Source organism: Enterobacter sp. T1-1, assembly GCF_000710795.1.
Lineage (GTDB): Bacteria > Pseudomonadota > Gammaproteobacteria > Enterobacterales > Enterobacteriaceae > Enterobacter > Enterobacter cloacae.
On sequence record NZ_JALW01000065.1, the window covers coordinates 32142 to 43682 of the forward strand.

General features: G+C 58.1%; 13 protein-coding genes and 1 pseudogene. 12 read left to right on the top strand and 2 right to left on the bottom strand.

Annotated features, from left to right (window positions below; genetic code table 11):
- The first annotated feature begins 5 nt into the window (after positions 1 to 5).
- The gene (locus AK59_RS0119865) at positions 6 to 1292 is read left to right on the top strand and encodes a TRAP transporter large permease (RefSeq protein WP_029883609.1); all 1287 of its coding nucleotides are present in this window, start codon (positions 6 to 8) and stop codon (positions 1290 to 1292) included.
- Between the two features lie 5 nt (positions 1293 to 1297).
- Here the strand turns inward: AK59_RS0119865 and tusA are convergent, their stop codons facing one another.
- On the bottom strand, positions 1298 to 1540 hold the full coding sequence (gene tusA, locus AK59_RS0119870; protein ID WP_014833603.1) for a sulfurtransferase TusA: 243 nt from the start codon (positions 1538 to 1540) through the stop codon (positions 1298 to 1300).
- Positions 1541 to 1707: 167 nt separating this feature from the next.
- On the opposite strand from tusA, the gene AK59_RS0119875 reads away from it, so the two are divergent.
- Both AK59_RS0119875 and AK59_RS0119880 read left to right on the top strand, forming a co-directional pair.
- Positions 1708 to 2373, top strand: coding sequence for a 7-cyano-7-deazaguanine/7-aminomethyl-7-deazaguanine transporter (locus AK59_RS0119875; protein WP_013099151.1), 666 nt, complete (start codon positions 1708 to 1710; stop codon positions 2371 to 2373).
- Between the two features lie 72 nt (positions 2374 to 2445).
- Positions 2446 to 3003 carry a DcrB family lipoprotein gene (locus AK59_RS0119880; RefSeq protein ID WP_013099152.1) on the top strand — a complete coding sequence of 186 codons (558 nt, stop codon included), beginning with the start codon at positions 2446 to 2448 and terminating at the stop codon, positions 3001 to 3003.
- A gap of 4 nt (positions 3004 to 3007) precedes the next feature.
- Here AK59_RS0119880 and AK59_RS0119885 read toward each other — a convergent pair.
- Positions 3008 to 4260, bottom strand: a pseudogene (locus tag AK59_RS0119885) (MFS transporter).
- A 109-nt stretch (positions 4261 to 4369) separates the two neighbouring features.
- Between AK59_RS0119885 and AK59_RS0119890 the strand changes: the two are divergent.
- The 9 genes from AK59_RS0119890 to AK59_RS0119930 all read left to right on the top strand — a co-directional run bounded on the left by AK59_RS0119890 (position 4370) and on the right by AK59_RS0119930 (position 11538).
- Positions 4370 to 5419, top strand: coding sequence for an AI-2E family transporter (locus AK59_RS0119890; protein WP_013099154.1), 1050 nt, complete (start codon positions 4370 to 4372; stop codon positions 5417 to 5419).
- A gap of 150 nt (positions 5420 to 5569) precedes the next feature.
- Entirely contained in the window at positions 5570 to 6292 is a 723-nt protein-coding gene (locus AK59_RS0119895; protein ID WP_029883610.1) for a beta-ketoacyl synthase chain length factor, read from the top strand.
- Positions 6289 to 7104 carry a lysophospholipid acyltransferase family protein gene (locus AK59_RS0119900; protein WP_029883611.1) on the top strand — a complete coding sequence of 272 codons (816 nt, stop codon included), beginning with the start codon at positions 6289 to 6291 and terminating at the stop codon, positions 7102 to 7104. The genes AK59_RS0119895 and AK59_RS0119900 overlap by 4 nt, the downstream gene beginning before the upstream one ends.
- Positions 7085 to 7342, top strand: a complete 258-nt coding sequence (locus AK59_RS0119905) for a phosphopantetheine-binding protein (protein WP_010436544.1) — start codon at positions 7085 to 7087, stop codon at positions 7340 to 7342. Before AK59_RS0119900 ends, AK59_RS0119905 begins: the two co-directional genes overlap by 20 nt.
- 12 nt (positions 7343 to 7354) lie before the next feature.
- Positions 7355 to 7606, top strand: a complete 252-nt coding sequence (locus AK59_RS0119910; RefSeq protein WP_020687737.1) for an acyl carrier protein — start codon at positions 7355 to 7357, stop codon at positions 7604 to 7606.
- The gene (locus AK59_RS0119915) at positions 7578 to 8174 is read left to right on the top strand and encodes a hypothetical protein (RefSeq protein WP_032618692.1); all 597 of its coding nucleotides are present in this window, start codon (positions 7578 to 7580) and stop codon (positions 8172 to 8174) included. Before AK59_RS0119910 ends, AK59_RS0119915 begins: the two co-directional genes overlap by 29 nt.
- On the top strand, positions 8167 to 9516 hold the full coding sequence (locus tag AK59_RS0119920) for an AMP-binding protein (protein ID WP_029883613.1): 1350 nt from the start codon (positions 8167 to 8169) through the stop codon (positions 9514 to 9516). The genes AK59_RS0119915 and AK59_RS0119920 overlap by 8 nt, the downstream gene beginning before the upstream one ends.
- The gene (locus tag AK59_RS0119925) at positions 9503 to 9856 is read left to right on the top strand and encodes an ApeI family dehydratase (RefSeq protein WP_029883614.1); all 354 of its coding nucleotides are present in this window, start codon (positions 9503 to 9505) and stop codon (positions 9854 to 9856) included. Before AK59_RS0119920 ends, AK59_RS0119925 begins: the two co-directional genes overlap by 14 nt.
- A complete protein-coding gene (locus AK59_RS0119930; protein WP_029883615.1) occupies positions 9847 to 11538 on the top strand; it encodes a glycosyltransferase family 2 protein in 1692 nt (563 codons plus the stop codon). Before AK59_RS0119925 ends, AK59_RS0119930 begins: the two co-directional genes overlap by 10 nt.
- The last annotated feature ends 3 nt before the right edge of the window (positions 11539 to 11541 follow it).

Below are 11541 nucleotides of genomic sequence, written 5' to 3' on the forward strand. Positions count from 1 at the left end.
GAACAATGGATGCATTCGTTTTGTTATTCACCCTCGCCATTTTGCTGGCGCTGGGTATGCCGGTGGCGTTTGCCGTCGGCTTAAGCGCCGTCGCGGGCGCGTTGTGGATCGAGTTACCGCTCGAAGCGCTGATGATCCAGATCACCAGCGGGGTTAACAAATTTACCCTGCTGGCGATCCCGTTTTTCATCCTGGCGGGGGCGATCATGGCGGAAGGCGGCATTGCCCGACGGCTGGTGAATTTCGCGTATGTCTTTGTCGGTTTTATTCGCGGCGGGCTGTCGCTGGTGAATATTGTGGCCTCCACCTTTTTCGGCGCGATTTCCGGTTCATCGGTGGCGGATACGGCCTCCATCGGCAGCGTGATGATCCCGGAGATGGAGAGAAAGGGGTATCCCCGCGAGTATGCGGCGGCGGTCACCGCCAGCGGGTCGGTGCAGGCGATTTTAATCCCGCCCAGCCACAACTCGGTGATCTACTCGCTGGCCGCAGGCGGTACGGTCTCCATTGCCACGCTGTTTATCGCAGGCGTGCTGCCGGGGCTGCTGCTGGGACTGTGCCTGATGACGCTGTGTCTGTGCTTTGCCCATAAGCGCGGCTATCCAAAAGGCGAAAAGATCCCCTTAAAACAGGCGCTGAAGATTTTGCTGGACGCTCTCTGGGGGCTGATGACGGTGGTAATTATCCTCGGCGGGATCATGTCCGGGATATTCACCGCCACCGAATCCGCGGCAGTCGCCTGTCTGTGGGCATTCTTTGTCACCATGTTCATCTATCGCGACTACACGTGGAGCGAACTGCCGAAGCTGATGTGCCGGACGGTGAAAACGGTCACTATCGTGATGATCTTGATTGGATTTGCGGCGGCGTTTGGCGCGGTGATGACCTACATGCAGTTACCTGTGCGCATCACGGCGTTCTTCACCTCGCTCTCGGATAACAAGTACGTGATCCTGATGTACCTCAACATCATGCTGCTGCTGATTGGCACCCTGATGGATATGGCGCCGATCATTCTGATCCTGACGCCGGTGCTGTTGCCGGTGACCCAGTCGCTTGGGATCGACCCGGTCCATTTCGGGATGATCATGATGGTGAATCTGGGGATCGGGCTTATCACGCCGCCAGTGGGTTCGGTGCTGTTTGTGGCCAGTGCGGTAAGCAAGCAGAAAATCGAACATGTGGTGCGCGCGATGCTACCGTTTTACGGCATGCTGCTGCTGGTGCTGGGAATGATAACGTACATCCCGGCGATTTCGCTGTGGCTGCCGGGATTGTTAGGCATGCAGTAAGGGGGTTACCCCTTGCGGATCAAATACCGGTACGGCAGCGCTTCGGTCTGCTGTGCCACCAGTTCATGCTCCATAAAGGTACAAAAACCGGGGATATCGCGGGTGGTTGCCGGATCGTCAGCGATGATCAGCAGCGTTTCGCCGGTTTGCATATTGCGCACGGTTTTGCGCACCATCATTACCGGCTCAGGGCAGCGGAGGCCCTGCGCATCAAGGGTGTGGTCTGGAGTGGAAAACAGATCGGTCATGGTGTTCTCGGTCAGATAAAAACGGCTGTAGTTTACGCCCCGTAGCCAGCAATGCAAACCAGGTTAACGGTTGCGTAAAAACCAACCATTGCATTGTCCTGCCAAAGCAGTATCATGCTGCGGTTTTTATTGGGTTCCCTCACCCCAACGTATAAAAAGGTCACAATATGACGCCGTTTTCTGAATCGCAGCGCGTAAAAGCGTTGTTCTGGCTTTCGCTTTTTCATCTGCTGGTGATCACCTCCAGTAACTATCTGGTGCAGTTGCCGATCGCCATCTTTGGTTTCCATACCACCTGGGGCGCGTTCAGCTTCCCGTTTATTTTTCTCGCCACCGATCTGACCGTGCGTATTTTTGGCGCACCGCTGGCTCGCCGCATTATTTTTGCGGTCATGCTGCCGGCGCTGTTCGTGTCGTACGTCATTTCCTCCCTGTTTTACATGGGAAGCTGGCAGGGCTTTGAGGCGTTAACCCACTTCAACCTGTTTGTCGCCCGTATCGCCACCGCAAGCTTTATGGCCTATGCGCTGGGGCAGATCCTCGACGTGCACGTATTTAACCGCCTGCGTCAGAATCACCGCTGGTGGATGGCCCCCACCGCCTCGACGCTGTTCGGCAACGTCAGCGATACGCTGGCCTTCTTCTTCATTGCCTTCTGGCACAGCCCGGATGCGTTTATGGCCGAACACTGGATGGAAATTGCGCTGGTGGACTACTGCTTCAAGGTGCTTATCAGCATTGTCTTCTTCCTGCCGATGTACGGCGTGCTGCTGAATATGCTGCTGAAAAGACTGGCAGATAAATCTGAAATCACAGCATTGCAGGCTGGTTAAGGGTTCGCTTTATCAGTTGTGATAAGATGGACAAATGAGCCGTTATGGCCGTTTATCGAAAGGAAGAAGTCAATGCGCAATCTGGTTAAATATGTCGGGATTGGCCTGCTGGTTGTCGGCCTTGCAGCCTGTGATAACAGCGACACGAAAACGCCTGCTCAGGGCGCGTCTGCAGAGAGCAACGCAACCGGTCAGCCGGTGAACCTGCTGGACGGTAAACTCAGCTTCTCTCTGCCAGCGGATATGACTGACCAGAGCGGCAAGCTGGGTACCCAGGCGAACAACATGCACGTCTATTCCGATGCAACCGGGCAGAAAGCGGTGATTGTGATTGTGGGCGACGATACCAGCGAAGACCTGGCCGTGCTGTCCAAACGTCTGGAAGATCAGCAGCGCAGCCGCGACCCGCAGCTGCAGGTGGTGACGAACAAGTCCATCGAACTGAAAGGCCACACGCTGCAGCAGCTGGACAGCATTATCTCTGCAAAAGGTCAGACAGCTTACTCTTCCGTGGTGCTGGGTAAGGTTGATAACAAACTGCTGACCCTGCAGATCACCCTGCCAGCGGAAGATCAGCAGAAAGCGCAGACTGCCGCTGAAAACATCATCAACACCATCGTGATTCAGTAACACGTCAGGATGATGACGTGGCCTCCGGTGCCTGCACCGGGGGCCATTTTTTTAGCCGCCACGTGAGCATCAGGGCCATCACCACCAGACCCGCAGCCGCAAGATAGATAACCGGCACACCTGCCCAGGCCATGACCAGCCCTGCCAGCGGCCCGGTAATGCCCAACGACATATCCATAAACACCGTGTAGGTTGCCAGCGCCGCCCCCTGATTCTGCGGCGGCACGGCTTTCACCGCCACCACACCCAGCGCCGGGAAGACCAGCGAAAAACCGGCTCCGGCGAAGAACACGCCAACTTTTGCCATCCACGGCGCGGTCGCTATACCGGTCAGCAGCAGCCCGACAATCTCAACCGCAAAGCAGATCATCGCCACATTCAGCCCGCCCAGGCGGTTAATACCGTTCGGGAAGAGCAAACGGGCACCCACAAACGCACAGCTGAACAGGGTTAACGCAAAGGCCGCCCCATCCCAGCCTTTGGCGTCATAAAACAGCGTGATAAAGGTGGCGATCACCCCAAAGCCGGTAGTTGCCAGCGCCAGTGCCATACCATACGGCCAGACGCGCCCCAGCACTGCCCGGAACGGCAGCGGTTTACCTTTGCTGGCCTTCACTTTCGGGCGCGGCAGGGCAAACAGGATCGCCACCAGCGCGACCACCATAATGGTGCCCGCCAGCCCGTACAGTCCGCCATACGCATAGCACATCACCCCAAGCGGGGCGCCAAGCGCCATTGCCCCGTAGGTGACAATGCCGTTCCAGGAGATGACCCGGCCAATGTGCGGTGCCCCGACCACGCCTACGCCCCACAGCGTCGAGCCGGTTCCTGCCAGGCTTTGCCCAATACCGAGGATCACCCGGCCCAGGCACAGCAGCACCAGGCTGACCAACGGCCAGTGGCTGGTCGTTGCCGCCAGCAGGTAACTCAGGCCACTGAGAAAACAGCCGCATAATCCTGTGATCACAATGCTCTTCGGCCCGAACAGATCCGCGTAGCGACCCGCATGCGGGCGACTCAACAGCGTGGCGAAGTACTGCAGGCTAATCACCAGCCCCGCCCAGAATGCGCTAAACCCCATCACGTCATGAACGTAGCCCGGCAACACCGCCAGCGGCAGGCCAATCGTCAGATAACTGGCAAAGTTAAAAATCACAACGGAGACAATGCGCAGATTAAGGCGTAATCCGCTTAATGCCGGTTCGGCGGCGGGTTCGGGCATGAGGTTTTACCTGGATTTTTGCAACAGTGTTTCACTATTACCACGACGCCAGCAGAAAATCAGCAGCGACTTTCAGATTAACGGTGCCAGACGAAGCGGAACCCGCGCACTACACTTAACGGGCAATCACATTAAGGAACACGAATGACCCCTAACCCGCCCGACAAAGCAGGACTCCACATCCTGTTAAAACTCGCCTCTCTGGTGGTGATCCTCGCCGGTATCCATGCTGCCGCCGATATTATTGTCCAGCTTCTGCTGGCGCTCTTTTTTGCCATTGTGCTTAACCCGCTGGTGACCTGGTTTTTGCGCCGGGGTATCAGCCGCCCGGTGGCCATAACCATTGTGGTTATCGTGATGCTGATTGCCCTCACCGCCCTTTTCGGCGTGCTGGCCGCCTCGCTGAGCGAATTCTCCACGATGCTGCCGCAATACAACAAAGAGCTGACGCGCAAGATCGTGGCGCTTCAGGAGATGATGCCGTTCCTGAATCTGCATATTTCGCCGGAACGGATGTTGCGCCGGATGGATTCAGAAAAAATCATGACCTACGCCACCACGCTGATGACCGGCCTGTCCGGCGCTATGGCCAGCATTTTGCTGCTGGTCATGACGGTGGTGTTTATGCTGTTCGAAGTGCGCCACGTGCCCTATAAGCTGCGCTTTGCGCTGAATAATCCGCAAATTCACATCGCCGGTTTACACCGCGCGTTAAAGGGCGTCTCAAAATATCTGGCCTTAAAAACCCTGTTGAGCGTCTGGACCGGCGTGATTGTCTGGCTGGGGCTGATGCTGATGGGCGTGCAGTTCGCGCTGATGTGGGGAGTGCTGGCGTTTTTGCTGAACTACGTGCCCAACATTGGCGCGGTACTCTCCGCCGTGCCGCCCATGATTCAGGCGTTTCTGTTTAATGGCTTCTATGAGTGCATGCTGGTGGGGGCGCTGTTCCTCGTGGTGCATATGGTGCTGGGGAATATTCTTGAGCCAAGGATGATGGGCCACCGGCTGGGCATGTCGACGCTGGTGGTGTTCTTATCCTTACTGATTTGGGGATGGCTGCTGGGCCCGGTTGGGATGCTGCTGTCGGTACCGCTCACCAGCGTCTGTAAAATCTGGATGGAGACCACCAAAGGCGGCAGCAAACTGGCGATACTGCTGGGGCCGGGCCGACCCAAGAGTCGGCTTCCCGGTTAAACGTCTGGGGTGAGACGGAACATGACTCTACGGGAAATTTTTAGGAGAAACGTTATTCGCAAGCCTGCGACAACACTGTACGATGTACGCTGTAACATCGCGCTTGCGAAGTAAAAATCACAGAAACAGGTTTATCGCGGACGCGCGTAGATGAAATTTACCCTCACCATTATCGACTGGCAGGCCAGAGCGCCAGGACTCAGCGATGCCGACGCATGGCAGGCATGGTCGCGCCAGTCTGACGCCATCGATCCCGCCGCGCCGCTTGCAAAACTGACCGATCTGCCGATGATGACCGCCCGCCGCCTCAATTCGGGCAGTAAGCTGGCGGTGGATATTGGTCTTGCGATGCTGCGCAAACATCGTATCGATGCCGTGGTCTACAGCAGCCGCCATGGCGAGCTGGAACGCAACTACCGTATTCTGCAAGCGCTGGCGACGGAGCAACCCGTCTCCCCCACCGATTTTGCAATGTCTGTTCATAACGCCGCGGTCGGCAATCTTACGATCACTGCAGGTCAGCCGATTGTCTCATCCTCGGTCTCCGCCGGGATGGACACCTTCCAGCAAAGTTTGTGCGAAGTGTTGAGTCTGCTTCACGCGGGCTATTCCCGCGTTTTGCTGGTGGATTTTGACGGCGTCCTGCCCGAGTTTTATCACGCCGGGCTCCCGCCGCAGATGCCCGTCTGGCCTTACGCCCTTGCGCTGGTGATTGAAGCCGGGGACGCGCTCTGCTGTGAAACCCATCGCGAAAGCACAGGGGAAGAGCCCGCGCTGCCGCAAAGCCTTCAGTTCCTGCGACATTACCTGAGCGACGCGCGGCAATTTGCCCTGGCAGGCGAGCGTTTGCAGTGGCAGTGGACGCGCCAATGAGCCGGATCCTCTCCCGCCTCGATCGGTTATGGCGCATGCTGATGACCGGGTTTTGCTTCGCCCTGTTTGGCCTTGGCGGACTACTGCTGTCGCTGGTCTGGTTTAACCTGCTGCTGATTTTTCAGCGCGATCGCACGGCACGCCGCCGACTGGCGCGACGCAGCATCTCCGCCAGTTTTCGGCTGTTCCTGGCGGTCGTTCGCGGAACCGGCGTGCTGGATTACCGCTTTAACAATCTGGATGTTCTGCGCGCCGAGCGCGGCTGCCTGGTGATAGCCAACCATCCTTCGCTGCTGGACTATGTGATCCTCGCCTCGGTGATGAACGAAACCGACTGTCTGGTGAAAAGCGCGCTGCTGCGTAACCCCTTTGTCAGCGGCGTGATCCGTGCAGCCGATTACCTGATCAACAGCGAAGCAGAAACGCTGCTTCGTGCCAGCCAGCAGCGTCTGGCGCAGGGCGACACCCTGCTGATTTTCCCGGAAGGCACCCGCACCCGCGTGGGCGAAGCCATTACCCTGCAGCGGGGAGCGGCGAATATTGCCGTTCGTTGCAACAGCTCTCTGCGCGTGGTGGTGATCCACTGTAGCGAACGCATGCTGGATAAACAGAGTCGCTGGTACAATGTGCCGCCCAAAAAACCCATTTTTACCGTGGATGTTCGCGAACGCATCAACATTCATGATTTTTACGATGCGAGCCAGCACGAACCTGCGCTGGCGGCAAGGCAGCTAAACCGGCATATGCAGCAGCAATTAACATCCGGTCTTCAATCTTTGTCAGGAATGAAAGATGCAAGCGCTCTATCTTGAAATTAAAAATCTCATTATCTCTACGCTGAATCTGGAAGAACTTACCCCAGAGGATATCGACACCGACGCTCCGCTGTTTGGTGATGGACTGGGTCTGGACTCTATTGATGCCCTGGAGCTGGGGCTGGCTGTGAAAAATCAGTACGGCGTAGTGCTTTCTGCCGAGAGCGACGAGATGCGTCAGCACTTCTATTCCGTTGCCACGCTCGCCGCTTTTATTCATCAACAACGCGCCTGAGAATGACCCGCTATGACAGAACAAGAAACCCTTTATCAGGAAGTCTCTGCGCTTCTTATTAAACTTTTTGAACTCGACCCTGAGCTCATTACGCCGCAGGCCCGGCTTTACGAAGACCTGGATCTCGACAGCATTGATGCCGTAGATATGGTGGTTAACCTGCAGAAGAAGACGGGGCATAAAATTAAGCCTGAAACCTTCAAAGCGGTGCGTACCGTTCAGGACATCGTCGACGTTGTGGAACAACTCCAGCGCGACGCCTGACGTGCCTGCCATTCCGCTCATCCCGATACTGACGGGTCTGATGCTGCTGGCCTGGCCGTTTTTGATTGGCTATGGCCTTGCAAGCCACCATTTGCAATGGATATTGCCCCTGATGGCGCTGGTGTTGCTGCTGCGTGTCTGGCAGACGCGCCAGCAGCGCGGCCCCTTGCGCTACGTTTTCCTGAGCGTGACGCTGGCCGGGGCAGTGCTGTGCGTGGCGAGCCTTTTTCACGCTCACCTGTGGGTGCTGTTTTATCCGGTGGTCGTTAATCTGGTGATGCTGGTGGTCTTTGGGGGCTCGCTGTGGACATCCATGCCGATGGTGGAACGGCTGGCGCGGATACGGGAGCCCCAGCTGTCTCCTGCCGGGGTTCGTTACACGCGTAAAGTGACGAAAGTCTGGTGCGGCTTTTTTATCGGCAATGGCGCAGTCGCGCTGTTTACCGTGCTGTACGCCGACCTGCGCCTGTGGACGCTGTGGAACGGGATGCTTTCCTACATCCTGATGGGAACGTTAATGGCGGGTGAATGGCTGGTGCGACAACGGGTAATAAAAAACGATGGATAAACCGCTTCCTCTGAGCCAGTGGCTAAACGCCCCGCGTCCTGATGAGACGCCTGTCGCCTGGCTTGACGATCGTATCTGGACGCTGGGCGATCTGCGCCACGATGTAACGCAGCTGGTCGACGCGCTGCGTCAGGAAGAGGGCGAGCGCTGGGCGCTCTGTTTTGAAAACGGCTATCTTTTTATCGTCGCCCTGCTGGCGGCGCTTCATGCGGGTAAAACCCCCGTGCTCCCCGGGCACAGCCGGGGGGCGCAGCTTAACGAACAGCGGGCTATGTTCAGCGGCGTCCTGAGCGACACCACGCTTGAGTTTTCAGGGCGACTGCGGTTGGTCACCGCCACTGCGCCGACAAACACCCCCTTTTCCCCCTTGCCTGCCATTGACGAGACGCGCGTTATCGAGCTCTTTACCTCTGGCTCCACCGGCACGCCGCAGCGGGTGATTAAGCCGGTGATCGGCCTGGATCGGGAAGCCCGTCTGCTCGCCGATCGGTTTGGCGAACGGCTGACAGGCTGTCACGTCGTGGCCTCCGTGGTGTTGCATCATCTGTATGGCCTGACGTTTCGTGTTGTCTTACCCATGGCGCTTGGCCTGCCGCTGCATGCCTCCCTGCTGCAGTACGCAGAACAGCTGTCAGCGCTGCCGCAGGACAAACGGTATCTCTTTATCAGCAGCCCGGCATTCCTCAAGCGGCTCGACACCTCGCTTGTGCCGCCTCCGGTTGCCCTGCTGCTCTCAGCCGGGGGCGAACTGCCCTGGCGCGACATCATTCCTTGCCATGACTGGCTGAACGTCTGGCCTGATGAAATTTACGGCAGCACCGAAACGGGCGTTATGGCCTGGCGTCACCGTCTGGATGAGACAACGCTCTGGCAGCCGTTTCCCGGCGTAACGTTCCACGGCGATCGGGTGACGTCGCCACTGATCCGCGAGGCTGAAGGAATCGTGCTGGATGATATCCTGCATTTCGCGGCTGACGGGCAGTTCAACATCATCGGACGCCGTGGCCGGGTGGTTAAAATTGAAGACAAACGCATTTCGCTCGATGAGATTGAGCAGCGGTTACTGGCGCTGGACGGCATCTGCGACGCTGCCGCGCTGGCGGTCACTCGCCGTGGTCGTCAGGCCATTGGCGTGCTGCTGGTGCTCAGTGACGCGGCGCGCTTGCACAGAGACAACGGGGGTAAAAATGCCCAGGAATCCGCGTGGCGTCGCGCCCTTCGCCCCTGCCTTGAACCGGTTGCCGTGCCCCGCTACTGGCGCATTGTCGATGAAATCCCGGTCAACAGCATGAACAAGCGTGTGACTGCACAGCTACAGGAGTTATTTCATGAAGATTCATGAAATCGAACGCCACCAGACTCATCCGGAGCATCTGGAGATAACGCTTTATCTTGATCCTGACCTGCTCTGGTTTAAGGGACATTTTGCTGTCCAGCCCCTGCTCCCTGGCGTTGCACAACTCGACTGGGTGATGCATTACGCTACCACCCTGATGGCACCAGGCTACCGTTTTCACAGCATTCAGAATGTGAAGTTTGCGGCCCCGCTGTTGCCGGACAACACGGTGACGCTGATCCTTGACTGGCACCTTGCCCGTCAGATGCTCAGCTTCAGCTACCAGCGCCATGCGGGCAGTGAACGCCATACCGCCAGCAGCGGGAAGATTCGCCTATGTCAGTAACGTTCCGCCCCTGCGTGTTGATCCCCTGCTACAACCACGGTGCGATGATGGCCGCGGTGCTCGCACGTCTGGCACCGTTTGACCTCCCGTGCCTGGTGGTTGACGATGGCAGCGAAGAGAGCACGCGCCACACCCTGGCGCACTTAGCGGAGCAGCATCCGCAGGTTACGCTGCTGCGTCTGACGAAAAACAGCGGCAAAGGCGCGGCGGTAATGGCAGGGCTGAAAGCCTGCGCAGAGCGTGGCTTCACTCATGCAATCCAGGTGGATGCCGACGGCCAGCACGCTATTGAAGATCTCCCCCGCTTTCTGGCGCTGGCGCAACGTCACCCCGAGGCGCTGATTTCCGGTCAGCCCGTTTATGATGACTCCATACCCCGTTCGCGCCTTTACGGACGCTGGATAACGCACGTCTGGGTCTGGATTGAAACGTTGTCCCTACAGCTTAAAGACAGCATGTGCGGCTTTCGGGTCTATCCGATCACGCCGGTGATGCAGCTTGCCGCACGTACCCCGCTCGGCAAGCGCATGGACTTTGATACTGAAGTGATGGTCCGCCTCTACTGGCAGGGCACGCCCAGCTATTTTCTGCCCACCCGCGTCACCTACCCGGCAGACGGTGTATCCCACTTCGATGCGCTAAAAGACAACGTGCGCATCTCGCTGATGCATACCCGTCTGTTCCTGGGGATGCTGCCGCGCATCCCTTCCCTGCTGATGCGCCGTCGCCCGCAGCACTGGGCGCAACAGCAGGAGGTCAAAGGGCTATGGGGTATGCGCCTGATGTTACGCGTCTGGCAACTGCTTGGGCGCAAGGCCTTCACCCTCCTGCTGTGGCCGGTCACCGCCGTTTACTGGCTTACCGCCCGTTCGGCGCGTCAGGCGTCGCGGCAATGGCTGAGGCGGGTTAAAGAGGTCATGGCACAGCGACAGATCCTACCGCCCCCCCGGCTGAACAGCTTTTTTCACTTCCTGCGTTTTGGTCATGCCATGCTGAACAAGGTGGCCAGCTGGCGCGGCGAGATGAAGCTGCATCGCGATCTGGTGTTTGCACCGGGTGCCCGCGAGGCGCTGGGGCTGGACGATCCACAGGGTAAACTGCTGCTGGCCTCGCATCTTGGCGACGTGGAAGCCTGCCGGGCGCTGGCGCAGCGTGAAGGGGGGAAAACCATCAACGCCCTGGTCTTTAGCGATAACGCCCAACGCTTTAAGCAGATTATGGAAGAGATGGCTCCGCAGGCGGGCATTCACCTGATGCCCGTCACTGACATCGGCCCGGAGACCGCTATCCTGATCAAAGAAAAGCTGGATCGCGGCGAATGGGTGGCCATCGTGGGCGATCGTATCGCCGTCACGCCGCAGCGCGGCGGCAGCTGGCGCGTGATCTGGAGCGCGTTTATGGGCCAGCCCGCGCCGTTCCCACAGGGGCCGTTTATCCTGGCCTCCATTCTGCGCTGTCCGGTGGTGCTGATTTTTGCCCTCAGCCAGCAGGGGACGCTGACCCTGCACTGCGAACCGTTCGCCGACCCGCTGCTGCTGCCGCGCGGTGAACGTCAGCAGGCGCTGCAACATACCGTCGATCGCTACGCGCAGCGGCTGGAACATTACGCCTTACTGTCACCGCTCGACTGGTTTAATTTTTTCGATTTCTGGCAACTGCCCGAAATCAGCGAGAAGGAGTAAAGG

Excerpts from the sequence above, each read along its gene's own strand:
- AK59_RS0119910 (WP_020687737.1), top strand. The coding sequence starts at position 7,355 with ATGACAGAACAAGAAACCCTTTATCAGGAAGTCTCTGCGCTTCTTATT.
- AK59_RS0119895 (WP_029883610.1), top strand. The coding sequence starts at position 5,570 with ATGAAATTTACCCTCACCATTATCGACTGGCAGGCCAGAGCGCCAGGA.
- AK59_RS0119905 (WP_010436544.1), top strand. The coding sequence starts at position 7,085 with ATGCAAGCGCTCTATCTTGAAATTAAAAATCTCATTATCTCTACGCTG.
- AK59_RS0119875 (WP_013099151.1), top strand. The coding sequence starts at position 1,708 with ATGACGCCGTTTTCTGAATCGCAGCGCGTAAAAGCGTTGTTCTGGCTT.
- AK59_RS0119920 (WP_029883613.1), top strand. The coding sequence starts at position 8,167 with ATGGATAAACCGCTTCCTCTGAGCCAGTGGCTAAACGCCCCGCGTCCT.
- AK59_RS0119865 (WP_029883609.1), top strand. The coding sequence starts at position 6 with ATGGATGCATTCGTTTTGTTATTCACCCTCGCCATTTTGCTGGCGCTG.
- AK59_RS0119925 (WP_029883614.1), top strand. The coding sequence starts at position 9,503 with ATGAAGATTCATGAAATCGAACGCCACCAGACTCATCCGGAGCATCTG.
- AK59_RS0119900 (WP_029883611.1), top strand. The coding sequence starts at position 6,289 with ATGAGCCGGATCCTCTCCCGCCTCGATCGGTTATGGCGCATGCTGATG.
- tusA (WP_014833603.1), bottom strand. The coding sequence starts at position 1,540 with ATGACCGATCTGTTTTCCACTCCAGACCACACCCTTGATGCGCAGGGC.
- AK59_RS0119890 (WP_013099154.1), top strand. The coding sequence starts at position 4,370 with ATGACCCCTAACCCGCCCGACAAAGCAGGACTCCACATCCTGTTAAAA.
- AK59_RS0119930 (WP_029883615.1), top strand. The coding sequence starts at position 9,847 with ATGTCAGTAACGTTCCGCCCCTGCGTGTTGATCCCCTGCTACAACCAC.
- AK59_RS0119880 (WP_013099152.1), top strand. The coding sequence starts at position 2,446 with ATGCGCAATCTGGTTAAATATGTCGGGATTGGCCTGCTGGTTGTCGGC.